Source organism: Priestia megaterium (genome assembly GCF_041941685.1).
Classification (GTDB): Bacteria; Bacillota; Bacilli; order Bacillales; family Bacillaceae_H; genus Priestia; species Priestia megaterium_C.
Genome location: NZ_CP130958.1, coordinates 4478079 through 4503035, shown reverse-complemented (window position 1 = coordinate 4503035; position 24957 = coordinate 4478079). Strand labels below are relative to the sequence as shown.

27 protein-coding genes are annotated in these 24957 nt (G+C 39.8%); 22 read left to right on the top strand and 5 right to left on the bottom strand.

Going from position 1 to position 24957, the window contains the following annotated elements; translation table 11 throughout:
* From Q5794_RS23895 to pheA, 6 genes are all read left to right on the top strand, one after another.
* Window positions 1-333, top strand: a complete 333-nt coding sequence (locus Q5794_RS23895) for a ribosomal-processing cysteine protease Prp (protein WP_214984241.1) — start codon at window positions 1-3, stop codon at window positions 331-333.
* Between the two features lie 16 nt (window positions 334-349).
* Window positions 350-643 (top strand): 50S ribosomal protein L27, encoded by a 294-nt coding sequence (gene rpmA / locus Q5794_RS23890; protein ID WP_013059335.1) that lies wholly within the window; start codon window positions 350-352, stop codon window positions 641-643.
* A 172-nt stretch (window positions 644-815) separates the two neighbouring features.
* The gene (locus Q5794_RS23885) at window positions 816-1352 is read left to right on the top strand and encodes a Spo0B C-terminal domain-containing protein (protein ID WP_013085118.1); all 537 of its coding nucleotides are present in this window, start codon (window positions 816-818) and stop codon (window positions 1350-1352) included.
* A gap of 51 nt (window positions 1353-1403) precedes the next feature.
* Window positions 1404-2690, top strand: coding sequence for a GTPase ObgE (gene obgE, locus Q5794_RS23880; RefSeq protein WP_214984242.1), 1287 nt, complete (start codon window positions 1404-1406; stop codon window positions 2688-2690).
* Between the two features lie 33 nt (window positions 2691-2723).
* The gene (locus Q5794_RS23875; protein WP_013059332.1) at window positions 2724-3173 is read left to right on the top strand and encodes an ACT domain-containing protein; all 450 of its coding nucleotides are present in this window, start codon (window positions 2724-2726) and stop codon (window positions 3171-3173) included.
* A 28-nt stretch (window positions 3174-3201) separates the two neighbouring features.
* The gene (gene pheA, locus Q5794_RS23870) at window positions 3202-4077 is read left to right on the top strand and encodes a prephenate dehydratase (protein ID WP_214984243.1); all 876 of its coding nucleotides are present in this window, start codon (window positions 3202-3204) and stop codon (window positions 4075-4077) included.
* A gap of 29 nt (window positions 4078-4106) precedes the next feature.
* On the opposite strand, the gene Q5794_RS23865 is transcribed toward pheA, so the two are convergent.
* Both Q5794_RS23865 and Q5794_RS23860 read right to left on the bottom strand, forming a co-directional pair.
* The gene (locus Q5794_RS23865; RefSeq protein ID WP_192995713.1) at window positions 4107-4652 is read right to left on the bottom strand and encodes a transcription repressor NadR; all 546 of its coding nucleotides are present in this window, start codon (window positions 4650-4652) and stop codon (window positions 4107-4109) included.
* Window positions 4653-4667: 15 nt separating this feature from the next.
* Window positions 4668-5804, bottom strand: coding sequence for an IscS subfamily cysteine desulfurase (locus tag Q5794_RS23860; RefSeq protein ID WP_214984244.1), 1137 nt, complete (start codon window positions 5802-5804; stop codon window positions 4668-4670).
* A gap of 89 nt (window positions 5805-5893) precedes the next feature.
* Here Q5794_RS23860 and nadB point away from each other — a divergent pair, with 89 nt between their 5' ends.
* The 6 genes from nadB to Q5794_RS23830 all read left to right on the top strand — a co-directional run bounded on the left by nadB (window position 5894) and on the right by Q5794_RS23830 (window position 12629).
* Window positions 5894-7438, top strand: a complete 1545-nt coding sequence (gene nadB / locus Q5794_RS23855) for an L-aspartate oxidase (RefSeq protein ID WP_215054940.1) — start codon at window positions 5894-5896, stop codon at window positions 7436-7438.
* Window positions 7439-7474: 36 nt separating this feature from the next.
* A complete protein-coding gene (gene nadC, locus Q5794_RS23850) occupies window positions 7475-8368 on the top strand; it encodes a carboxylating nicotinate-nucleotide diphosphorylase (RefSeq protein ID WP_192995719.1) in 894 nt (297 codons plus the stop codon).
* Window positions 8325-9425 (top strand): quinolinate synthase NadA, encoded by a 1101-nt coding sequence (gene nadA, locus Q5794_RS23845; protein WP_129704900.1) that lies wholly within the window; start codon window positions 8325-8327, stop codon window positions 9423-9425. The genes nadC and nadA overlap by 44 nt, the downstream gene beginning before the upstream one ends.
* Before the next feature lie 214 nt (window positions 9426-9639).
* Entirely contained in the window at window positions 9640-10920 is a 1281-nt protein-coding gene (gene safA / locus Q5794_RS23840) for a SafA/ExsA family spore coat assembly protein (protein ID WP_214984246.1), read from the top strand.
* Window positions 10910-11875, top strand: coding sequence for a phosphotransferase (locus tag Q5794_RS23835; protein WP_226897419.1), 966 nt, complete (start codon window positions 10910-10912; stop codon window positions 11873-11875). Before safA ends, Q5794_RS23835 begins: the two co-directional genes overlap by 11 nt.
* A 94-nt stretch (window positions 11876-11969) precedes the next feature.
* Entirely contained in the window at window positions 11970-12629 is a 660-nt protein-coding gene (locus tag Q5794_RS23830) for a YhcN/YlaJ family sporulation lipoprotein (protein WP_013059324.1), read from the top strand.
* A gap of 103 nt (window positions 12630-12732) precedes the next feature.
* Here the strand turns inward: Q5794_RS23830 and Q5794_RS23825 are convergent, their stop codons facing one another.
* The gene (locus Q5794_RS23825; protein ID WP_374988482.1) at window positions 12733-13812 is read right to left on the bottom strand and encodes a YsnF/AvaK domain-containing protein; all 1080 of its coding nucleotides are present in this window, start codon (window positions 13810-13812) and stop codon (window positions 12733-12735) included.
* A 291-nt stretch (window positions 13813-14103) separates the two neighbouring features.
* On the opposite strand from Q5794_RS23825, the gene Q5794_RS23820 reads away from it, so the two are divergent.
* The 7 genes from Q5794_RS23820 to yajC all read left to right on the top strand — a co-directional run bounded on the left by Q5794_RS23820 (window position 14104) and on the right by yajC (window position 19315).
* Window positions 14104-14640, top strand: coding sequence for a BofC C-terminal domain-containing protein (locus Q5794_RS23820; RefSeq protein ID WP_374988481.1), 537 nt, complete (start codon window positions 14104-14106; stop codon window positions 14638-14640).
* Window positions 14641-14937: 297 nt separating this feature from the next.
* Window positions 14938-15549, top strand: a complete 612-nt coding sequence (gene ruvA, locus Q5794_RS23815) for a Holliday junction branch migration protein RuvA (protein WP_013059321.1) — start codon at window positions 14938-14940, stop codon at window positions 15547-15549.
* 16 nt (window positions 15550-15565) lie between these two features.
* On the top strand, window positions 15566-16567 hold the full coding sequence (ruvB, locus tag Q5794_RS23810; RefSeq protein ID WP_192995727.1) for a Holliday junction branch migration DNA helicase RuvB: 1002 nt from the start codon (window positions 15566-15568) through the stop codon (window positions 16565-16567).
* A complete protein-coding gene (locus Q5794_RS23805; RefSeq protein ID WP_013059319.1) occupies window positions 16564-16764 on the top strand; it encodes a DUF2905 domain-containing protein in 201 nt (66 codons plus the stop codon). The genes ruvB and Q5794_RS23805 overlap by 4 nt, the downstream gene beginning before the upstream one ends.
* A gap of 23 nt (window positions 16765-16787) precedes the next feature.
* On the top strand, window positions 16788-17816 hold the full coding sequence (gene queA / locus Q5794_RS23800) for a tRNA preQ1(34) S-adenosylmethionine ribosyltransferase-isomerase QueA (RefSeq protein ID WP_192995729.1): 1029 nt from the start codon (window positions 16788-16790) through the stop codon (window positions 17814-17816).
* Between the two features lie 23 nt (window positions 17817-17839).
* Entirely contained in the window at window positions 17840-18979 is a 1140-nt protein-coding gene (tgt, locus tag Q5794_RS23795) for a tRNA guanosine(34) transglycosylase Tgt (RefSeq protein ID WP_013059317.1), read from the top strand.
* Between the two features lie 72 nt (window positions 18980-19051).
* The gene (gene yajC, locus Q5794_RS23790) at window positions 19052-19315 is read left to right on the top strand and encodes a preprotein translocase subunit YajC (protein ID WP_374988480.1); all 264 of its coding nucleotides are present in this window, start codon (window positions 19052-19054) and stop codon (window positions 19313-19315) included.
* Window positions 19316-19352: 37 nt separating this feature from the next.
* Here the strand turns inward: yajC and Q5794_RS23785 are convergent, their stop codons facing one another.
* Window positions 19353-19736, bottom strand: coding sequence for a TIGR04086 family membrane protein (locus Q5794_RS23785; protein WP_013085105.1), 384 nt, complete (start codon window positions 19734-19736; stop codon window positions 19353-19355).
* A gap of 161 nt (window positions 19737-19897) precedes the next feature.
* Between Q5794_RS23785 and Q5794_RS23780 the strand changes: the two genes are divergently transcribed.
* Window positions 19898-20536 carry a DUF421 domain-containing protein gene (locus Q5794_RS23780; RefSeq protein ID WP_192996519.1) on the top strand — a complete coding sequence of 213 codons (639 nt, stop codon included), beginning with the start codon at window positions 19898-19900 and terminating at the stop codon, window positions 20534-20536.
* A gap of 20 nt (window positions 20537-20556) precedes the next feature.
* Here Q5794_RS23780 and spoVB read toward each other — a convergent pair whose 3' ends face one another.
* Window positions 20557-22107, bottom strand: coding sequence for a stage V sporulation protein B (gene spoVB, locus Q5794_RS23775; protein WP_192996520.1), 1551 nt, complete (start codon window positions 22105-22107; stop codon window positions 20557-20559).
* A 124-nt stretch (window positions 22108-22231) separates the two neighbouring features.
* On the opposite strand from spoVB, the gene Q5794_RS23770 reads away from it, so the two are divergent.
* Both Q5794_RS23770 and secDF read left to right on the top strand, forming a co-directional pair.
* Window positions 22232-22525 carry a post-transcriptional regulator gene (locus Q5794_RS23770; protein ID WP_025750585.1) on the top strand — a complete coding sequence of 98 codons (294 nt, stop codon included), beginning with the start codon at window positions 22232-22234 and terminating at the stop codon, window positions 22523-22525.
* 137 nt (window positions 22526-22662) lie between these two features.
* Window positions 22663-24900, top strand: coding sequence for a protein translocase subunit SecDF (gene secDF, locus Q5794_RS23765; RefSeq protein ID WP_374988479.1), 2238 nt, complete (start codon window positions 22663-22665; stop codon window positions 24898-24900).
* Window positions 24901-24957 lie beyond the last annotated feature (57 nt).

The following is a 24957-nucleotide window of genomic DNA, read 5'->3' as shown; positions in this document are numbered from 1 at the left end:
ATGATTAAGGTGACGATTTCTCGTGATGCAAATAAGAAAGTTGACGGGTTCACGATGAGTGGACATGCTGACTTTTCCGAACACGGAAAAGATCTTGTTTGTGCGGGAGCATCTGCAGTTTCATTTGGGACAATTAATGCTATCTTTTCAATAAGTGGGGTTGAACCGCACTTAGAGCAAGGTGGAGATGGTGGGTATCTCCGTTGTGAGATCCCAAAAGATGTGGATTCGTTCATATTGGAACAGATTCAATTGCTATTAGAGGGTATGGTTGTTTCACTGAAAACGATCGAATTAGATTACAGTAATTATATAAAAATTAACGACAACTAAACAGGAGGTGGATGTCATGTTAGTAAGATTAGACCTTCAATTCTTCGCTTCTAAAAAAGGAGTAGGTAGTACTAAAAACGGTCGTGATTCAATCTCGAAACGTCTTGGTGCTAAACGTGCTGATGGCCAATTCGTATCTGGTGGTTCAATTTTATATCGTCAACGCGGTACTAAAATTTACCCAGGTGCAAACGTAGGTCGTGGTGGAGATGATACTTTATTCGCTCAAATCGACGGTATCGTTAAATTTGAACGTTTCGGTCGTGACCGTAAAAAAGTATCTGTATACCCTGTTGCTCAAGAAGCATAAGATACAAAAAGAAAACTCTAACCCAAGTAGGTTAGAGTTTTCTTTTTTGTAGAATATTTCACCTATTACCCATTGGAATTTGTTATAATCGAACATATCTAAGAAGATTGATACGAGATGTTTGTCAGCGTTGTGAAATACTTATGCTCGAGTCAAAGTTAGGAGTGCTAAGATGGAAAAAGAATGGGATGTCGTAGAGGTATTAAGATACGCGCGGCATGATTGGTTAAATAAGCTGCAATTAATCAAAGGCAATCTGGCGTTGAATCGGCTTGATCGAGCGAATGAAATCATTGAAGAAATTGTAAATGAATCCAAACATGAATCCAAGTTAACAAACATCAATATGCGACTGTTTGCGGGCTTTGTTATGACCTATCATTGGAATAACCATGCTGTTCGCTTAGATGTGGAAGTGCTCGGAGAATTGAAGGATTTATCACAATACGATGAGTTCGTATACAACTGGTGTTGCTATTTGACAGAAGCACTCGAAAAGTATGTTGATTATCATGCAGAAAACTATTTAAGTATTTCAGTATGCATTGAAGAACAGGGAATTCGTTTCTTTTTTGACTTTAGTGGAATACTAACAGATATACAGAAGCTACAAAACAAGCTACAATGTTATGAGTGCGCTCAAGGAGTTGCATTGGTTGAACAGCATATGTCTGAAGATGAATTTAGCCTTATGCTCACAATAAGTTAACAGCGCTTTTGCTATTGCAGGAGCTAAGATATAGAACGGAGTGGAAAAGAAATGTTTGTAGATCAGGTCAAGGTATATGTAAAAGGTGGCGACGGAGGAAATGGAATGGTTGCCTTCCGTCGCGAAAAGTACGTACCAAAAGGAGGCCCTGCAGGTGGTGACGGTGGTCACGGTGCAGATGTCATTTTTGAAGTAGAAGAAGGATTACGTACGCTGATGGATTTCCGCTATAAGCGTCACTTTAAAGCAAGCCGCGGTGAACATGGAATGTCAAAAGGGCAGCACGGACGTAATGCTGAGCCGATGATTGTAAAAGTTCCACCAGGTACGGTTGTGTTAGATGAAGATACGAACGAAACGATTGCTGATTTAGTTGAGCACGGCCAGCGCGCAGTGATTGCTAAAGGTGGACGCGGAGGGCGTGGGAATACGCGTTTTGCTACACCTGCAAATCCAGCACCGGAGCTTTCAGAAAATGGAGAGCCGGGTAAAGAGAGAAATGTAATTCTTGAATTAAAAGTATTAGCCGATGTAGGATTAGTTGGTTTCCCAAGTGTTGGAAAGTCAACGTTATTATCCGTAACGTCTGCTGCAAAGCCAAAAATTGCTGAATATCATTTTACAACAATTAATCCGAATTTAGGAGTAGTTGAAACAGAAGATAATCGCAGTTTTGTGATGGCCGATTTACCAGGGCTAATCGAAGGTGCACATGAAGGGGTAGGATTAGGTCATCAGTTTTTACGTCACATTGAACGTACTCGCGTTATTGTCCATGTAATCGATATGTCAGGTTTAGAAGGCCGTGACCCATATGAAGATTACTTAACCATTAATGAAGAGCTGCGTCAATATAATATGCGTTTAACAGAACGTCCGCAAGTAGTGGTAGCAAATAAAATGGATATTCCGCAAGCTGAAGAGAATCTAGCTGCATTCAAAGAAAAAGTAGGAGACGAAGTGAAAGTCTTTCCAATTTCTGCGGCAACGCGTGATGGAATCCGCGAACTGTTATTTACAGTAGCTGATCTTGTAGAAACTACCCCGGAATTCCCAATGCAAGAAGAGGAAGATCTATCTATGCACCGCGTATTGTACAAGCATGAAAAGAAAGAAGTGGAATTTGTTATTACGCGTGATAGCGATGGTTCATACGTATTAAGCGGTGAAAAAATCGGAAAATTATTCAAGATGACTGACTTCTCACGTGAAGAATCAGTTCGTCGATTTGCGCGCCAGCTTCGAGGCATGGGCGTCGATGAAGCCCTTCGTGAACGAGGAGCAAAAGATGGCGATATTGTAAAGCTGTTTGAATATGAATTTGAATTTATTGACTAATTGTTGTTCATAGGATAAGGGGAGGGGCTTTACTTGCATAAGAGCGATAAGCAGTTTTATTTAGTTCGCGAAGATGTATTACCAGAAGCGATGAAAAAAACATTGGATGCGAAGCTGTTAATTGAACGGGGAAAAGCTGAATCGGTAGCAGATGCTGTACAAGCCGTAGACTTGAGTCGCAGTGCTTTTTATAAGTACCGCGACACGGTCTTTCCGTTTCAGACGGTTGTCAAACAGCGAATTATTTCACTATTTTTTCATATTGAAGATCGATCAGGAACTTTATCACATTTATTGAGCACCGTTGCATCATCGGGATGCAATGTGTTAACGATTCACCAAACCATCCCTTTACAAGGGCGTGCCAACGTAACTCTTTCATTAGATACAGCAAGCATGAATGTTGAATTAAATGAAATGCTGCGAAGACTGAAAAGCTTAGAGTTTGTAGATAAAGTGGACGTGCTTGGTTCAGGGGCATAATGGTAAACAGATATAGATAAGGAGAGACATGATTGTGGGGAAAGTAGGATATTTAGGACCAAAGGCAACATTTACACATGTAGCCGTCCAAGGCGTATTTAAACAGCACGACGACCATATTCCATACAAAACAATTCCAGCATGCATTGATGCAGTGGATAACGGAGAAATTGAGTATGGAATTGTACCGTTAGAAAATGCACTTGAAGGATCTGTAAATTTAACACTTGATTATCTTATTCATGAACGTCGTCTGCCGATTGTTGGGGAAATTGTGCTTCCAATTCGTCAGCATTTAATGGTTCATCCATCTCGTGCAGAACAGTGGAAAAACATTGAAACGATTTATTCTCATCCTCATGCAATTGCGCAGTGTCATAAATTTTTACACGGAGAATGTACGTCAACTGCAGTAGAAGAGATGACATCAACGGCGTTTGCTGCTAAGTATGTAAGCGAACACCCTGAGCTTAATATTGGAGCTATTGCGAATGGGTTAGCAGCCCATGAATATGGATTACATATTGCCTGCCCGAACATTCATGATTATGATCATAATACAACAAGGTTTGTTATTTTGCATAAAGATGGAGCGCAAGAGGTGCCATTTTTAGCTGGAAACGGATGCAAGACAACGTTAATGATCACACTTCCATCTGATCAGGCAGGAGCGCTTCATCAAGTGCTTTCAGCTTTCTCCTGGCGTAAGCTAAATCTGTCTAAAATTGAATCCCGTCCTATGAAAACAGGGCTTGGAAACTATTTCTTTATCGTTGATATTGAACAAAAAATGGATGAAGTATTAATCCCTGGGGCTATGGCTGAACTTGAGGCACTAGGCTGTAGCGTAGAGCTTTTAGGAAGCTATCCCCATACACTACTTGAAACAGAAATCCCGCTTTAAAGCGGGATTTTTTTTGTTATAACACCTTTTTATTCATTCGAAACTAAATAGCCTTCTGCTTCAAGAGCTAAGCAGGCAGCATTCAGTTTTTCAATTGTATCTGCTTCAATCGTATGAAGGTGAATCCCATCTGTTAGCTGAGATAAATAAGTTGCGTTTGTTTCTTGAATTTTTTCTATGAACGTTTCTACTTCTTTTCGGGTTTGAATCATAACGGAAGCTGTTAATTCACCATACACAGGGTGTTCAACGGTTACATCTTTTACGAGAATGCCGTGATCAACAAGCAGAAGAAGCTCCTTTTCAGCATCTTCTGGCGTGTGCTGACAGGCAATAATTCGCTGATGCACGGTAGTTTGAGATGGATTTTGAATATAAATATATCCTTGGCTTGTTGCGATAATGGGCTCATTTTTAGCTTTAAGCAGCGAAATATCTTGTACAATGACTTGGCGGCTAACGTTTGTTCGTTTCGAAAGCTCACTGCCTGTCATTGGTTTATTCTCTGTTTTTAACCATTGTAGAATAAGTTCTCTTCTTTCTTCTCCAAGAATTTTCTTTTGAGTTCCTGGCACCTTTAATCCCTCCTTTTACACTGTCATAAATTCTTGCTGTAATAAACGAAAAACGGATATGAGTCGATCAATATGCTTAAACGTTGAATGTTGACTGAATGAAATACGTACAAAGTTCTTAGCATTCGCAGTCGATTTGCCAATCGCAAGTAGAGAAGCTAATGGTTCCTGGTGATTTACATGACAGGCACTTCCCGTAGAGATAGCAATTCCATGACGATTACATTGTAACATAACATATTGACCCTGTATGTTTGAAAACGTCAGTCCAATAATTCCAGGAAAATGAGAGTTCCCAAGGCCTTCTACTTCTATAAACGAAGCAAGAGGCTCTAGGTTTTCCAGTAAGTACGATTTTAAGCGCTCATAATGGCTTCGGGCGGTCTTCATTTCTGCATATGCGCATTCAGCTGCTGCAGTAAAGGCAGCAATGCCCGCTGTATTTACAGTCCCAGGGCGAAAGCCTTTTTCATGAGTTGCTTTATGGTAAATAGGCTTCCAAGAAGAACTTGAATTCATGTATACCATTCCTACACCTTTTGGTCCGTAAATTTTATGACTAGAGACTGAGATGCTATCAGCTTTCAGCTTTTTAACATCAATAGGAAGCTTACCGAAAGATTGAACACAATCACAGTGAAAGAGAATTTCTTTTTCAGATAAAAAATGGCCAATATCCTCAACTGGCTGGATTGTACCGAGCTCATGATTGATATGCTGAATGGCTACTAGCACAGTGTCAGGGCGAATAGTCTTCTTTAAGTCGTCTACAGACACAACTCCGTTTTGATCTACAGGTACGTAAGATAGGGAAAATCCTTCTTTTTCAAGCTGCTGCAACGTATGAAGAACCGAAGAATGTTCAAGCTTCGTTGTCACTACATGTTTTCTTTTGTCATTTTTTCCTTTTAAAAGAGAATGAATAGCTAAGTAATTAGCTTCTGTTCCCCCGCTTGTAAAAAAAAGATCATCCTCTCGACAATTTACTAACAGGCTTAATTTTTTTCTGCATAGCGTAAGTAAATTCTCTGCTTGTGTTCCAAGCGTGTGAAGACTGCTGGAGTTTCCATAATAGCTTGTTGCCGCTTCAGTATATACCTCAATTGCTTCTTGTCTCATTGGCGTTGTTGCTGCATAGTCCAGATAAATCATTTTCTCCCTCCGATAAAAAAACTTCTTGTCTTTCATTTAATAATATGTAAATATAGGTGTCAAGACACATGTAAATAAAGAGGTGTAAAATGTTAGAGACGGATGTTTTAATTATTGGAAGCGGATTAGCAGCGTTTTCTGCAGCTTATGAACTGTGTCGTCATAACAGAGTTGTAATGGTAACGAAAGGGAAACTTGACCGCAATAACTCAGTTCTTGCTCAAGGCGGAGTAGCAGCTGCTATTGGAAGCAACGATCACTGGAGTGAACATCTCTATGATACGTTGGTTGCAGGCAATAAGCATTGCAATGGACAAGCGGTACGTACTTTAGTGGAAGAAGGTGCGGCTGTAGTAAATGAATTGATTCATAAAGGAATGAAGTTTGATAAAAATCCAGATGGTACGCTGCATTTTGGAAAAGAAGGAGCCCATCGTATGAATCGTATCCTGCATGCAGGTGGGGATGCAACAGGACAAGCGCTGTTCGCTTTTTTGAAAAAAGAAGTACTGCCATATATTACAGTGATTGAAAACGAAATGATTCAGCATTTAATAACTGTAGATGGAACGTGCAGAGGTGCTATCGGACAAGGTAAAAACAACAAAATTACTATATATCATGCTCGTCAAACGGTTATTGCTACCGGAGGAATCGGCGCTTTGTACAAGCATACATCTAACCAGCCGCTTGCGACAGGAGATGGGCTAGCGCTAGCGTACAGGGCTGGAGCAAAATTAGCGGACTTAGAATTTGTTCAGTTTCATCCGACGCTTTTGTATCAAAAGGAAGCGAAAGGTCTAGTGTCCGAAGCGGTTCGAGGTGAAGGTGGCGTACTGGTAAATGAATGGAATGAACGCATAATGGAAGGCGTTCATCCCTTTAAGGATTTAGCACCGCGAGATGTTGTAGCAAGGACAATTTTTAATGAAATGAAAAAAGGAAGATCCGTATTTTTAGACATTGAAAAAGTGGCTCATTTCCAACAAAAATTCCCTACGATTACGGCACTGTGTCGGAAGTATAAAATTCAACTGGACAAAAAACAAATACCTGTTACTCCCGGCGCACATTTTTTAATGGGTGGAATTGAAGTAGATGGTTACGGACAAACAAGTGTTGAAGGATTGTATGCCGTGGGGGAAGTTTCTTCTACAGGCGTTCATGGAGCAAATCGTCTAGCAAGCAATTCATTGTTAGAGTGTCTTGTATTTGGAAAACGGACAGGGCGTCATATTTTACATAAAGCGAGAACGGTATCTCGTTATACACCCGTCCGTTACGTCTATAAAGATATGCCTAAAATACTGCCTGCCACAAGACAAATTCAGCATAAAATGATGGATTGTGTAGGAATCGTTCGTCATGAAAACGAATTGGCTACTATTGTGCATGAATTCACAAATTATCTGGGTGGAATACCTCTTGATCAAGAAGTTATATATTCGAGGGAAGCTGCGACCATCTGTAATATGCTAACTGCGGGTCTGCTTATTGCAGAGTCCTCTCTTGCAAGAAAAGAAAGTAGAGGAGGTCATTACCGAAGTGACTTTCCGCATGAAAAGCAAGAATGGGAGCATAAGCGAATTATTAAGCAGTCTACTGCTTCAACAAAACAATCATTGATTTTATAAGCAAGGAAATCTAAAAGGAAAGGTGAAGGTAGCACAATGAACATGTTGAAATTACAAAAACTATTGCAGTCTTTTTTTATAGAAGACATTGGAGATGGAGATATAACCTGTGAAGCTATTTTTTCTCCGTCTGATCAAGGGAAGGCTGTGTTCACAGCAAAGCAATCAGGTATTATCGCAGGAGTGGAATTGATTAAAGAAGGATTTCATTTAATAGACCCTGACGTGAAAGTGAATTTCGAGAAAAAAGATGGAGATGTTCTTAAGCCTGGAGATAAAATAGCTACCGTTTCAGGACCCGTGCGATCTATTTTGACCGGTGAACGGGTAATCTTAAACTTACTTCAAAGAATGAGTGGCATTGCCACGATAACGCACAAAGCCGTAGCGCTGCTTGGCAGCTCACATACGCGCATATGTGACACGCGAAAAACAACGCCTGGTATGCGAATGTTAGAGAAGTATGCCGTTCGTGCTGGAGGAGGTTATAATCATCGTTTTGGATTGTACGATGGCGTCATGTTAAAAGATAACCATATTGCACATGCAGGATCTATTCTAGACGCTGTTGTGAGAGTAAGAGAGCAGGTTGGACATATGGTTAAGGTGGAAGTAGAAATTGAAAACAAAAGTCAATTGCTAGAAGCAATAGAGGCAGGAGCAGATGTCATTATGTTCGATAACTGTTCTCCAGAAGTCATTAAAGATTGGATACCACTGGTTCCGGCTCATATTGTCACAGAAGCATCCGGTGGAATTACGCTTGGCACGCTCCATTCTTTTAGAGACAGCGGAGTGGACTATATTTCACTTGGAGCTTTAACGCATTCAGCAGGGTCTATCGATATCAGTTTGGACTTATTAACAGAAAGGGGAACAGAAAACGATGAGTTTATTACAAACGCTTCAGCAGCAAACGCTGCCCGCTAAATATACGCAGCTCACAGAAAATGAAATGAAAAGAAGAGTACTAGAAATTAAGAAAAAGCTCGGAAGCAAATTGTTTCTGCTCGGCCATCATTATCAAAAAGACGAAGTGTACGAGTTTGCAGATGCGGTAGGAGACTCCTTACAGCTGGCTCAAATAGCAGCTGAAAATAGAGAAGCTGAGCATATTGTGTTTTGCGGCGTTCACTTCATGGCAGAAACAGCTGATATTTTAACAGCTGAAAATCAAAAAGTCATTTTACCCGATATGCGAGCTGGCTGTTCAATGGCTGATATGGCTACTATTCAGCAAACAGAAAAGGCATGGCCTGTCTTACAGGATCTTTTCGGAGATACGATTATTCCGCTTACGTATGTGAACTCTACAGCTGCAATTAAATCTTTTGTAGGCGAACATGATGGTGCAACGGTAACATCTTCAAATGCAAAAAATATGGTGGAGTGGGCATTTTCTAAAAAAGAGCGCATTCTCTTTTTGCCAGATCAGCATTTAGGCAGAAACACTGCTTATGATTTAGGTGTTGGACTAGATGAAATGGCCATTTGGAATCCTATTGAAGAAATGCTTGAATATGAAGGGGATATAAACAACATCAAGGTGATTCTGTGGAAAGGTCACTGTTCTGTGCACGAAAATTTCACGGTTAAAAATATTAATTATTTACGCGAGAAGCAGCCTGAGATGAATATTATTGTTCATCCAGAGTGTTCTTATGAAGTGGTGCAAAAATCAGATTATGCAGGTTCTACAAAATATATTATTGATACAATTGAAAAAGCTCCTTCAGGCTCTAAATGGGCCATTGGCACGGAAATGAACTTGGTGAAACGGATTATCAACAGTCATCCGGATAAAGAAATTGTTTCGCTTAATCCCTATATGTGTCCTTGTTTGACGATGAACCGAATTGATTTGCCTCACTTGCTGTGGGCTTTAGAAAGCATCGAAGAAGGAACAGAAGTGAATCAAATCAAGGTGGATAAACATACAGCACAAGGGGCGATCAAAGCGCTAACGAATATGTTAGAACGAGCATAAAGATTTTTAAGACAATTAAAAAGAGAAGGTCTAAAAGAAGACTTATTGACATATTGTTTGTGTTGATAAGTCTTTTTTTCTTTATCATAAAAACTTGAACCAAACTGTGGGCAAAATGAATAAAAAAATGGTTCAAGGCATATCTTGTGATGAACAAACAGAACTTACTTTGATTTTGCACATATAGATGGCAGAGACTCTACTCGGGAGGGGAATGACGTTGAAAATCCATATCGTTCAAAAAGGGGATACCCTTTGGAAAATCGCTGAAAAGTATGGGGTTAATTTTGAAGAGTTAAAAAAAGCGAATTCTCAATTAAGCAATCCAGACATGATCATGCCTGGAATGAAAATTAAAGTGCCGACAAGCGGAGTGCCTGTTCAAAAAGAAGGAGCTCCTTCACCTGGTATAAAAGAAATGCCTAAAGTTCAACACCCTTATAGTGACCAATCCACAAAAGCTTATCCAGTAACGGAAATTGATGAAAGTCCAGATGAGAAAAAGTCCGCTAATCAGCCTGCTCAAACACCGTTTATGCAGCCGATAAAAGAAGCACCAATTGCGCAGCCAAAGAAAGAAGCACTGATTGTTCAACCGGAAAAGGAAGCGCCGATTGCGCAGCCAAAGAAAGAAGCACCGATCGCACAGCCTAAAAAAGAAGCACCAATTGCGCAGCCTAAAAAAGAAATGCCAGTTGCGCCAAAGCTTCCTAAATTAAAGCCAATTGCACCTGAGATTGATATTAACAATTATTACACCGTTAATATGGCGATGCAGGCTCCCAAAAAAGAAGCACCAAAAGAACTACCCAAGCATGAATCGCCAGAAAGTCCTGAGATGGAGAGTATAGAAATGCCTCCTCAAATGCCATGTTACCCAATCATGCCAATATCGCCTGTGATGCCAGGCTGCGGATTTAATTATATGCCGTGTCATCCGCCAATGTATGCACCGCAGCCATATCCAATGCCAATGTATCAACAGGCTCCAATGTATCATCACGGTTATGAAAACGAATCGTTTGAAGAACATGCGATGGGCGCTCACATGGCACCGATGCCAATGTATCCAATGCTGCCACACAGCTGCTATGGACCGGTACAATGTTCTCCTTGTCCGCCTCCATGGGGATATCAGCAGCCCGTTTATCCGGCCTATCATCAAGCGCCAATGTATCCACAAGTACAAGGAGCTATGATAGGTGGCCATTATGAAAGTTCTTCCGATGGTTTTGGAAACGCACCTTACCATTATGGGCAGCAATATGCGCCACAGCAGCAAGGAGACTGCGGATGCGGTGAACCAAGACCTGACGACTATGCACCACAGCAGCCTTATCCACAGTACCAACAGCAGGTACCTTATGGCTTTCAGGACCCAAGGGCACCCTATCCAGCCCCATATGGCATGATTGGTGTACCTTCGTATCCTGCGTTTGACCCAAATGCATTTAGTATTCCAGAATATGATGAGTACGACGAAGATGAAGATTGATTATTATACACGAGACGATTTTAATTTAAATCGTCTCTTTCTCTATTTGAAAAAAAGAGATATTCACGTTGAGACCTACCGTATGAAAAAGCCTCATGTCATCATAGCGGATACGAATAAAGGAAAAAAAGTAATAAAAGCATACAGAGACAAAGGTAAAATTGAACATGTTTATCATTTTTTATCTCAGATTCAACAAGGGTACGCTGTTAATTTCGAAGCTTACCCAGAAGGTGAACTTTATATAAAGGACCGTCATTTGTATTGGGCGATGATGCCTTTTGTTAAGCAAGTAAAAGAGGTAACGTATGAAAGTTTTCAGGATCGCGAAGAAGTATTACAAGCATTGATCCGCTATCATGGAGAAGTTCATAAAAAGAAAATAGCCGCGTATACAAAGCTTTCTGAGTATGATCTTATTTTAAAATGGAAAAAGCGGCTTTCCTCTTTTCGAGAAACCTCACATATATTTAGGGAATTTAATCAATTTCATGTATATAAAGATATTGTGACTTGGGGAGAAAAAGCTTTAGTCTTAATGGAACGTTTCAAAGATAGTGGGTTGAACTGTTCCATTATTCACGGTGACGTTGCTTCACATAATTTCTTGAAAACAAACCACTTGGGTATTGTTATGATTGATTTTGACTTATCGGCTAAAGCTCCTGCTCTTTATGACTATGTTCAGCTTGTCCAGCGCTTTTTGCCTTACGTCCAGTGGTCGATGAAAGAACTACTTCAACACTCGAAAATAAAAGAATTAAGCAAGCAGCGTTTTTTTCTTGCTTCTTTACTATTTCCATCGATGCTGATGAGAAACTGGAATATAAATGCCTCTGCTTTATCATGGGCAAATCGCCAAAGGTTAATGCAGCAATCAGTCGAAGAATGGTCACAGCGTACACGTTTTTATCGAGTGATTTACCAGCACTTACAAAACCTACATGACATGTAAAGAGTTTATAAACACTTCATCGAATAAGAAACGGCTCGTCTTTTAATCCTAATAGTAAGCTCAGAGTAAATAGAGCTTAAATTAGGGGGCGATTATGTTGAATAGGTATGTAGCAACTTCTTTAGCTTTTGCATGTATGATGGGACTTGGCGCTTGCAATAACAAAGACCAAGGTATGGAACAGCGCTATACAGATACGACACAGCCTGTTGGGTATCATACAAATGAAAAAGCGAATGAACATCGCGTAGATAATCCGAAAGGTCCAATGACTGAAGTTTTAGATGGGAATGGAACACCTAATTATCCGTTAAACGTAAGTGATGGACGTTTTGACAATCCGACAAACCCTTATGGAAACATCAATAATACAAATGATCGTACAAATGGCGTTGCTAATATGTATTATGGTGAAGATTATCCAAGAGACTTTACGGAAAAAGTGGCTGATCGGGCTGCAAGCGTTAAAGGTGTAGAAAATAGTCGCGCCGTTGTCCGTGGAGATCAGCTATTAGTTGCTGTAGATCCGGCCAAAGACATAAATAACGGCCGTTTAAAACAAAACGTGCTCGATAAAGTAAAGCCTATTGCAAAGGACTACAATGTTCAAGTAAAAGTAGATCATGATGTATTTATGAACGCTCGCTCTCTTGATGACGATATTCGAAATGGAAAAGACCGAAATACGATTCAAACTAATTTCAATGGTCTATTTGAATCAGTCGATGAGAATGTCAATCATAAACATCGTTAAATGAAGAAGCAGCTGTCTGTGAAGGACGGCTGTTTTTTTGATGAGAAGACATATAAAAAAGCTGCCATTGAAGCCAGGCAGCTTTTCCTCGAACATGTAACTATTAATTTTTCTTGTTAGAAGCAGATTTGTTTGTTGTTTTGGATTCCGCTTCTTCCTTTTGAGCGTTAGTTTCATTTTGTTTGAGGCGACCTTCTCTTTTTTTCGTATCTGCTGGTGCCGTAGCGACACTCTTTGTATTTTTTACATTTTTTGCAGAAGAGCTTGTCTCATTAGCTTGTGTGTTTGGCTTCTCGTTGTTAGTTGTCTGACTATTTTCGTATTCAGCTTCCACGTCGCTTGCTAGAGCTGCAGAAACTTGAGCGTAAGTATGGTCTGTATAGTTCATCATATTTTCGTATACTTCAGGGCTCGCAAGTCCATCAGGTTCTACGCTTGCTTCTTCTTTCTTAATTGTTTCAGTCCATTCTTTTGTTTCTTGAATAAGTTTTTTTCCTATAATTACTTCTTCAACAATAACTGGTCTTTTGGTTATTTCCACTCGTTCTTCCATGATTGGAACACGAATAATTTCATCTTCTGTAAGTGGCCCAGCGTTATAGTCTCCGTCAACTACAGGGCGACGTTCAATATAAAACTCTTCTCTCGTAACAGGAACGTGTACAGTTCTTTCTTCCTCTATTACTTTTTTGTGGAGTTTTACTTCACCGACTTGGACGCGTTCTTTTAAGACATCTAATTTTTCTTCACGTAGTTGGACGGCTCTATGCTCGTTGTGTTCCGTATAGGTTCCGTACGCTGGAGTTTGTTCAGAGCTTACGACATCTATCAAGATTAGAATTTTACCAGCAGCTACATCTGTCTCGCACTGCACGGCTGAGAAGTCTGGTATGCCCATGCGGATTAATTTTGATTTCAAGCCGTTTCCTTGTTTGAGGCCCATGCCGCCTGTCATCATGGTAAAAAAGTTATCCATCATGACGCCAGCTAATGAACTTACGGCAGGTGAACCAGCTTCAATAATTACATTTGTATCGTGACCTATTTGAAATGTATTGCTTTTACTGTTAGAAATAACCATAATGTCTGTTTCTCGATAACCTTGACGCTTTAAATTATGGATAACATCTAAAGCTTCTTTCTCTGAAAAAAAAGTTCCGACTACACGTTTATTCATTCTCATTACTTCAGCTCCCTTTTTTGTGAAAATAGATAATAGAAGTCCTTACAATTACTTCCACTATGTACATACCCTGCGAAAATTTAATTAAAACGTTCAAGAGAAAATTTTACAAAAAGTGTGCAAATGTAACAAATACTCCATGTTTTCTTAACATAATATCGTAAAAGGGATTTGCTTCATAAAATAAGAGGATAAAAGAAAATAAGTAGGTCAAACTATTAGTGTAGATTTTCACAAAACCTTTTTAGATAATACTAAAAAGAGTATGATTAACGTGTGAGGTGAAGGTGAGTGAAGAAAGTCATTCATCAAGCAGCTTTTTTAATGCTAGTAAGTATTGTGCTTTGTATAATGCCATACCGTGCAGATGCGAATGAAAAGGAGCCGATGACATTATTTCTTGAGCGCGTGTACGTGGATGGAGTCGTAAGTCAAGAGATGATCAAAAGCCCTTCTATGACGAAAAAACAATTAATAAAAAAATATAAAAATTGGCGACTGCTTAAAGAAACGGATCAAGAGCTAGTTTTTAGAACAAGCATAGACGATATTTCACCTATTTTAAAAGAAAACGGTTATGTAGGGCTTTCTGTTAACGGTATTCTCTCAGCATTTGAAGGCAAACCAGCTTCGTCGCAGCACATTATACAATCGTTTTTTCAAATTGACATCAAAAGGCTTGAGAGCTATCAGCATGAACAATTAAAGAAAGGTATTCGCGTTCAATCAAAAGATGAATATCTTTCCCTCATTAATTTCTATAAAATCTATCAGCTCCAGCAGCGGCCGCTTTCAATCAAGCAGCCGTTTTTTAGTATGGTAAAATAATTATTGAATTCAACATTCTAAATTGCTTCTATTTGCTTTTGGCGATATGTTAAAATGGTATTCAGCAGTCTAGTATTGTATATATTTTAAAAGGTCATTCATCAATAGAAGTGTGCGGTTCTGTTTTTTGCAGATATTGTAAAGATAGGTTGACAAAGATGAAAAGAGGCAAACGTTCTCTTGAACGTCTTTTTAAAAAGCAGCTTTAAAGGAAAATAGAGAACGATGCGGGCAGGATTCTTCGTAGGCAAAGTTGAAGATCACTGCCCGCGCGTACGTGATTAAGGAGAGAGCTTATTGTTTGATTATATCAAAGGCACTGTTACATATATAAATCCTGAGTATGTAGTAATCGAAAACAACGGGATAGGCTATCAAGTCTTTACGCCGAATCCATATGTATTTTCAATTGATGAACAACCCAAGACGGTTTACACCTATCAATATGTAAGAGAAGACGTAATTGCACTTTACGGGTTTGCTTCCCGAGAACAAAAGGATTTATTTATGAAGTTAATTAGCGTGTCAGGAATCGGCCCAAAAGGCGGTTTAGCTATTTTAGCGTCAGGTAATCCAGCGCAGGTTGTCCAAGCTGTGGAAGAGGAAGACGAGAAGTTTTTAGTTAAGTTTCCAGGAGTAGGTAAAAAAACAGCTCGACAGATGATTCTAGATTTAAAAGGAAAGCTGCATGATATTGTACCAGATGCCGTTCCTTCTTTATTTGCAGATTTGGACGCACAAGAAGTCAAATCTCAAAGTTCAGAAGCACTCGATGAAGCGATTGAAGCACTTAAAGTATTAGGTTATGCAGAAAGAGAAATCAAAAAAATTGTGCCGGCTTTAATGAAGGAAACGATGACAACGGATCAGTATATTAAAGAAGCGTTAAAACGATTATTGAAACAATAAGTAAGGGAGGAGTAAAATGGACGATCGTATTGTAACGGGAGATGTTCTTGGTGAAGAAGAAATCATCGAGCAAAGTTTGCGGCCGCAAACCTTACAGCAGTACATTGGTCAGCATAAAGTGAAATCCCATCTTGACATTTTTATTAAAGCTGCCAAAATGCGAAGCGAAACGTTAGATCACGTGCTTTTATATGGTCCTCCAGGATTGGGGAAAACAACTCTTGCTACTATTATCGCTAATGAAATGGACGTGCAAATCCGAACGACCTCAGGACCAGCTATTGAGCGTCCAGGCGACTTAGCCGCAGTTTTAACCAGCTTAGAGCCTGGAGATGTGCTTTTTATTGATGAAATTCATCGATTAAATCGTTCGGTTGAAGAAGTACTATACCCAGCAATGGAAGATTTCTGTTTAGATATTGTTATTGGAAAAGGACCGAGTGCACGTTCCGTCCGTCTGGATTTGCCTCCGTTTACGCTAGTAGGTGCAACGACAAGAGCAGGGCTTTTATCTTCTCCTTTGCGTGATCGCTTCGGCGTTTTAAGCCGTTTAGAATATTATCAAGAAGAAGATCTTGCTTCGATAGTAGAAAGGACAGCCGCTATTTTAGATGTAGAGATTGATGAGAAAGCTACGTTTGAGATGGCTAGGCGTGCTAGGGGAACTCCGCGTATTGCGAATCGCTTGCTTAGAAGAGTCAGAGATTTTGCTCAGGTCAAAGGGGACGGAGCCATAACCGAAAGACTTGCCAACGAAGCATTAGAAATGTTGCAGGTGGACCGTTTAGGTCTTGATCATATTGACCATAAATTATTAAGAGGGATTATCGAAAAATTTAGAGGCGGACCTGTAGGGTTAGACACCATATCGGCTACTATTGGTGAAGAATCTCACACAATTGAAGACGTATACGAGCCGTATCTATTGCAAATCGGCTTTTTGCAGCGAACGCCGCGAGGACGAATTGTGACGCCTTTGGTTTATGATCATTTTCAGCTGGAGGTGCCTGATCAGTGAATGATATGCCTAAGATGCTTATCACATTAGGAGGCATTTTAGTCGTCATTGGGCTGTTATGGCAGTTCGTTGGCAAGCTTCCTGGCGATATTTTTATCAAAAAAGGAAATACAACCTTTTATTTCCCGATTGTGACATGTATTCTAGTAAGCGTTGTGTTATCACTTATTTTTTATGTAATTGGCAAATTTAAATAATTAAGTAGAAACAGGTGAACATTTTGAAAGTAGATTTATTTGATTTTCATTTACCAGAAGAATTGATTGCCCAAACGCCGCTTGAGCAGCGAGATGCGTCAAGACTCATGGTATTAAACAAAGAAACAGGAAATGTGAAGCATCATATGTTTCATGACCTTCTTGATTATGTGCAAGAAGGAGATTGTTTAGTGTTAAACGACACGCGTGTTCTTCCTGCACGATTATTTGGGATAAAAGAAGATACAGGTGCTAATATTGAAGTATTGCTTTTAAAACAAACACAAGGCGATACGTGGGAGACGCTTGTAAAACCGGCTAAGCGAGTGAAAGAAGGCACGGTTATTTCGTTTGGTGACGGACGTCTGACAGCTGTATGTAAAGAAACGAGCGACCAAGGCGGACGTTTGTTAGAATTCAACTATGAAGGCATCTTTTATGAGGTTCTAGAACAACTGGGAGAAATGCCGCTGCCGCCTTATATTAAAGAGCGCTTGGATGATCAAGAGCGCTACCAAACGGTTTTTGCTCGCGAACAAGGTTCTGCAGCAGCGCCAACAGCAGGTCTTCACTTTACAGAAGAGATGCTTGAACAGTTAAAAGAAAAAGGTGTGCATATTGCATTTTTAACGCTTCATGTTGGATTGGGTACATTCCGTCCAGTCAGTGTTGACGACTTAGAAGAGCACGATATGCACTCAGAGTTTTATCAAGTGAGTGAAGGAACCGCTGCTTTACTAAACAGCGTACGCGAAAAAGGCGGTCGCATTATTTCAGTAGGCACAACTTCTACCCGTACCCTTGAAACGATTGCAACTGAGCATAACGGCAAATTTGTTGCTTCTTCAGGCTGGACCAATATTTTTATCTTCCCAGGGTATGAATTTAAAGCAATTGATGGAATGATTACAAATTTCCATCTTCCAAAATCTACGCTCATTATGCTTGTAAGTGCCTTAGCAGGAAGAGAAAACGTTATTTCTGCCTATGAACAAGCTGTAGCAGAGAAGTATCGCTTTTTCAGCTTCGGCGACGCGATGCTAATTTTGTAATTTAACATGAAAGGAATACATCAATGACAGCAATTCGTTACGAACATATAAAAACTTGTAAACAAACAGGAGCGCGTTTAGGGATTGTCCATACGCCTCACGGCTCATTTGAAACGCCTATTTTCATGCCAGTAGGCACATTAGCTACAGTAAAAACAATGTCTCCAGAAGATTTAAAAGCAATGGGGGCAGGCATTATTTTAAGTAATACGTATCATTTATGGCTTCGTCCAGGTCATGAAATTGTTAAAAAAGCGGGAGGCCTTCATAAATTTATGAACTGGGATCGTCCCATCTTAACGGATTCAGGCGGCTTCCAAGTTTTTAGCTTAAGTGATTTGCGCCGTATTGAAGAAGAAGGCGTTCATTTCCGCAACCATTTGAATGGAGACAAGCTTTTCTTATCTCCAGAAAAAGCGATGGACATCCAAAATGCGCTTGGGTCTGATATTATGATGGCATTTGATGAATGCCCACCTTATCCAGCAGAATATGACTACTTAAAACGCTCAGTTGAACGCACAAGCCGCTGGGCAGAGCGATGCCTTGAGGCTCACAGCCGCCCTCAAGACCAAGGTCTTTTTGGGATTGTTCAAGGCGGAGAGTTTGAAGATTTACGCCGTCAAAGTGCAGCTGATTTAGTTTCAATGGACTTCCCAGGTTATGCTGTGGGAGGGCTGTCAGTTGGAGAACCAAAAGATGTAATGAATCGTGTGCTTGAGTTTACGACGCCATATTTACCAACCGACAAACCACGTTATTTAATGGGAGTGGGATCACCTGACTCGTTAATTGATGGAGCGATTCGCGGGATCGATATGTTTGATTGCGTATTACCAACGCGTATTGCACGTAACGGAACGCTTATGACAAGCGAAGGTCGTCTTGTTGTTAAAAATGCAAAATATGCAGAAGACTTCGGTCCGATTGATCCAAACTGTGACTGCTACACGTGTCAAAATTATTCAAGAGCGTATATTCGCCACTTAATTCGTTGTAATGAAACGTTTGGAATTCGTTTAACATCTTACCATAACTTATATTTTCTGCTAAACTTAATGGAGCAAGTCCGTGAAGCCATTCGCGAAGACCGACTTGGCGATTTCCGCGATGAGTTCTTTGAAAAATATGGGTTTAACGGCCCGGATGCAAAGAATTTCTAGGTCACTACAGGAATTTTCATCAAATTTATGAATGAGTACCTGTTGATAATATAAATAAAAGGAGGAGTTTTCATGGGTGTTTTACAAAATATTTGGCCATTACTTTTAATGTTTGTCATTTTCTATTTCTTGTTAATCCGTCCACAGCAAAAACGTCAAAAAAACCTACAGCAAATGCAATCAGCACTTAAAAAAGGTGATAAGGTTGTTACAATTGGCGGTATGCACGGTTTGGTAGACGCAATTGATGAGTCACAAGTTGTGGTTCGCAGCACTGACGGTTCAAAGTTAACGTTTGACCGCAATGCTATTCGTGAAGTAAGAAGCGTAGATTAATAAAAAAAAACGTCACGTACATGTACGTGACGTTTTTTTATGCTTCTCGTGAACCGGCAATGTTTACGCCAACAATTCCCCCGAGAATAGCGACTCCAATAAATCCAGCGTGAAATAAAAGCTGCTGTGCAGAAAACAGGTGACTATAGCCGAGAAATTGTAGTAAAAACATTAAAAAAGAATAAGAAACACCAGTGGCTCCTCCAACGAGAAGTCCCTTTGAACCGTTTCGGCCTCCCGCGATAAATCCTCCGATAAACAGTGTAATAAATGAGAGAATAAGTAAAAATAAACGTACGGATTGTTCTTCAAGCGATGTGAATTTTAAAATAAGCGAAAAGATAATGCTAATCGCTAAAGCCATCACTAAGATTGTTGCTACTCCTGCAAATACAGCGTTGCTCATTCGCTTTGCACCCAACTTGTTTCCCCCTCATGAAATAAAAAGATAGGTGAACCCTTAGTACGAGCATATTCGGGATGACTTCAAAATAGACGCATAAAAGTAAGGCTATTTTGAAATAAATGGTACAAACTACAAGAGAATACATAAAGGAGGTCTTTGCGGTGGAACTATTGATCATGGTTGCGCGAACCGTGCTTTTATATGTAGTAGTTTTAATTATTTTTCGCGTCATGGGTAAAAGGGAAATAGGAGAGCTGAGCATTTTGGATTTAGTTGTCTTTATTATGATTGCTGAAATGGCAGTAATGGCTATCGAAAACCCAAAAGATCCTTTGCTGTATTCAATTCTTCCGATGTTAACGCTTCTCATTATTCAAATCGGCTTAGCTATATGGTCTCTTAAAAGCAATCGAATGCGAAATTTTATTGATGGCAAACCTAGTATTATCATTGAAAATGGAAAAATAAACGAACATGAAATGAAAAGGCAGCGATATAACTTCAATGACTTGCTCGTGCAGCTGCGAGATAAAAATATAAAAAATGTAGCTGATGTTGAATTTGCTATTTTAGAATCTTCAGGAAGGCTATCCGTGTTTGAAAAAGATCAGCAATCAGGTGAAAAAGGCAATTTGAATTTGCCTTTTATCATCGACGGCATTATTCAAGAAGAGCATCTGCTGCATGAACATAAAACGACGGAATGGTTAAAGGCAGAGCTGGAAAAGCTAGGGTATTCAAACTTAGATAAGATTTCATATTGCAGCTACGACAACGAAAAATTTTTTATAGATTTGGTGGATGTGAAACAATAAAACGCGGATTGATCCGCGTTTTATTTTCGTTTAAAATAGCGTAAAACAGAAAAACGGTTTAATTCTTCTTTTGTTATCAGTCTAAAAAGCAGCAAAAACAGTACGTATACAACGCTTGTAAGTGCAATTGATAAAACGGTTCGTAAGCTCAAAGGGATGGAAGTGAAAAGATTCATATAAGCGAAGTGTCCGGTAAAACCTGATATTCCCATTACAGAAAAACTGCGAAGATACTCAAACACATGAAGCTTATACGTAATTTTTTTCATGACGGTAGACAGGTGTAAAAGAGTGACAAGCATCATTCCCACAACAATTGCAAGGCCAGCTCCCATAATGCCTAGATTGGGCTGAGTTGCGAGTAAGAAGATAAGAGATGTTTTGACCGCTGCTCCTATAAAACTGTTAATCATGGCGGCTTTTGCAAGGTCTAGCGCTTGCAGAACAGCTTGAAGCGGCCCTTGAAAGTAATAAAAGATAAAAAAAGGCGCCATTACTTTGACAAAAATAGCAGCTTTGTCAGAACCATACATCAATTCCATTACCGGATTAGCAAATACATAAAGAACAACAACGGCCAGCCCGCCTGTTACAAACGACAAGCGGAGAGCTTGATGAAGCCGATATTCGATTTGTTTCATTTGATTCTGTGCAAGAGATTCACTGATTGCGGGAACCAAAGAAGTGGATAGAGACACCGTTACAAAAGAAGGCAACATCAGGAGAGGGAGTGCAAAGCCTGTTAATTCCCCGTACTGCTTCGTTGCTACAGCTGTCGCTACTCCTGCAATTGCTAAACTTTGAGCTACTACAATCGGTTCTAAAAACCAAGAAATTGACCCAATCATGCGGCTTCCTGTCGTGGGAAGAGCGATTCGCATTAAGTCAAAGAACGTATCTTTGCCTGCATGTAAAGAAGCAAAAAATTTTCGTCTTACTGTTATTTTCTTCTTTCGCTTGAACATAAACACCATATAAAACAGTGAAGCTAGTTCTCCAAATACGGAAGATAGCATAGCGCCAGCCGCAGCGTACTCAATTCCATAAGGCAAAAATGCTTTTGTACATACGGCAATTAACGTAATGCGCACCACTTGTTCGATAATTTGAGAATAAGCGGCAGGCTTCATTTGTTGCTTTCCTTGAAAATATCCGCGGATGACAGACGAGACGGCGATGATTGGAATAACTGGAATAATCGCAAGCAGCGGATAGATCGTACGTGAATCTGTAAAGAAGGTTTTTGCTACAACGGGAGCGAATAATATTAATCCGAGCGTAAATAAAACGCTCAGCGTACACGTAATACTTAAAGAGACGACAAGTATTTTTTTTATTTTATGCCTGTCACCTAAAGCTTCTGCTTCTGCCACTAACTTGGATATGGCAACCGGTAGCCCAAGCTGTGTTAAGGTGATTACTAATACCAGCGTGGGGACCGCCATCATATAAAGTCCCACACCTTCGTCTCCAATCATTCGAGCCACCACAATTCGATTGACAAACCCGAGTACACGTGTAATTAAGCCAGCAATTATTAAAATAATAGTTCCCTGTAAAAATTTAGACATATACTCACTGCTTTCTTGAGGTTTATACAGTGAATATATGCGCCCCCGGTGTCCAAGCATGACAAGTATTCCTCATACGAGAAAGAAATTTTACGCAAAATGTCAAACGGAAAGGAGGATCGATATGACACATCCATTTATTTCAGCTTCGAAAGAACTTATACAGCCTGTCTTATCCAGCAAAATGGAAGAATTTCATATGCTTGGATATGAAGAAGTAACGGAGAACGATTTATTGAGTTATTTAGAAATGAAAAAATGGAAAAAAGAAAAGGAGCTATCTCTCCATCAAGTTGTAAATGATATTTTATCTGTTAAGATCACGCAGGTGATGAGCTATGTAACAATTGAATCTTATAAATCTGATATGTTCTCAAGTGTTAATAATGGAGAAGACTGGAAAGAATTATTAAAGTAGAGCTTGTAAAATACATGTATTAAAATTTGATAAGGTCTTTATTTGACAGACATTAGGTTATGAATGATAATTAGATTGGTCATTTATCTATTGTTATCATTTCATGTTTTTTACATAAGAAGGAGGATTTTCTGTCGATGGTTAAAAGAGGACGTATCGTTGCCTTTTTCCTCTTAGTACTGCTTGTGTTTAGTACAATCGGAACAACGATGACTGGAATTACAAAAGATATTAAACTTGGCCTCGACCTTCAAGGTGGATTTGAAATTTTATATAAAGTCAGTCCAGCTAAAAAAGGCGATGTCATTGACAAAAAGGCACTTAACAGCACGGTTGAAGCGCTCCGTCAACGTGTCGATGTACTGGGAGTTAGTGAGCCCAGCATTCAAATTGAAGGAAACGACCGCATCCGCGTTCAGCTAGCTGGTGTCACGAATCAAAAGCAAGCCAGGGATCTGTTATCAACTCAAGCAAACTTAACGTTCCGTGACGTAAACGATAAGGTGCTGATGGATGGTACAGACTTAGCGCAAGGCGGAGCAAAGCAATCGTTTGACCAAAGCAATCAGCCTAGCGTCTCACTAAAATTAAAAAATGCGAAAAAATTTGAAAAGATCACGCGAGAGCTTTCTCAAAAACCAGCACCTAACAATTTAATTGTCATTTGGCTGGATTATGAAGAAGGAAAAGACTCGTACCAAAAAGAAGCGACAAAAAAAAATCCGAAGTATCTATCTGCAGCCTCTGTTAGCAGCGTGTTAACACAGCCAGATGTTGAGATTTCAGGTGGGAACTTCACCGTGAAAAGTGCAACGCAGCTGGCGGAATTGCTAAATGCTGGGTCGCTGCCGGTTAAATTGGATGAGCTATACTCTACATCCGTTGGAGCACAGTTTGGAGAAGAAGCTCTTCATACGACTATATTAGCGGGTATTATCGGCATCGGAATTATCTTCCTATACATGCTGTTTTTCTACCGCTTACCGGGGCTTATTGCCATTATTACACTCAGTTTTTATATCTACTTGAACTTAGTTGTATTTGACTTGATGCATGTGGTTATGACGCTTCCAGGTATCGCGGCTCTTATTCTCGGCGTAGGTATGGCAGTAGATGCAAATATTATTACCTACGAGCGGATTAAAGATGAACTCAAAACAGGAAGGTCTGTTATATCGGCATACCGGGCAGGAAATCGTCGCTCTCTTGCCACCATTTTTGATGCCAATATTACAACGATGCTAGCGGCTCTTGTATTGTTCTTTTATGGTCAAAGTTCAGTAAAAGGATTTGCTACAACGTTAATGATCGGGATTGTGCTAAGCTTTATTACGGCCGTATACGGTACGCGATTATTAATGAGCCTTTTAGTAAACAGCCGCTGGTTTGATAAAAAACCAGGCTACTTTGGCGTGAAGAAAGAGCAAATTCACGACCTAAGCAAAGACGACGGCACAACCGTTTTACCTACAGCGTGGGATAAAATTGACTTTGTTAAATACCGTAAAGCATTTTTCACGTTCTCAAGTGTGCTCGTCATTATCGGTATTATCTCGGTTGCCGTGTTCAGGCTGAACCTCGGTATTGACTTTACGAGCGGAACTCGCATAGAGATTCCGGCAAATCATACCGTTACGCAGGCTGAGATACAGCGCGAAATGAAGTCTCTCGATATCAAAACGGATGACGTAGTTATTACAGGGAAAAGTAATGATACGGGTGTCGTACGTGTAGTTGGGGTCTTGAATAAAAAAGAAATTGCCAATTTAAAAGATCACTTTAAAGATAAATACGGTTCTGAACCAAATGTGAGCACCGTCTCACCGACAGTTGGAAAAGAACTAGCGAAAAATGCAATGATGGCGATTGTAATTGCTTCAATCGGAATTATCATTTATGTAACGATTCGATTTGAATTTTACATGGCGCTTGCAGCCGTGCTTGCTCTGTTGCATGATGCGTTTTTTATCGTTACGGTCTTCAGCTTAACGAAGTTAGAGGTTGATTTAACGTTTATTGCTGCTGTCTTGACGATTGTTGGTTACTCAATTAACGATACGATCGTTACGTTTGACCGCATTCGTGAAAATATGCAGAAATTTAAATCCAAAACGTTTGACGATTTAGCGTTTATCGTAAATCTAAGTTTGCGTGAAACATTTACTCGTTCAATGAACACCGTTTTAACAGTTGTAATTGCAGTTGTAGCACTTCTTCTATTCGGAAGTGAATCGATTCAAAACTTCTCAATTGCCCTGTTAGTAGGTTTAATCCTTGGTGCATATTCATCTGTGTTTATTGCTGCTCAGCTATGGCTTGTGTGGAAAGGAAAACAGTTGAAGCGTGAGGAACAAAAAGAAGTAGAAAGCAAGTAATTCAAAAACGTGCGAAGTGTTCGCACGTTTTTTTGTGCGTGAAAACTCAAGCCGTAC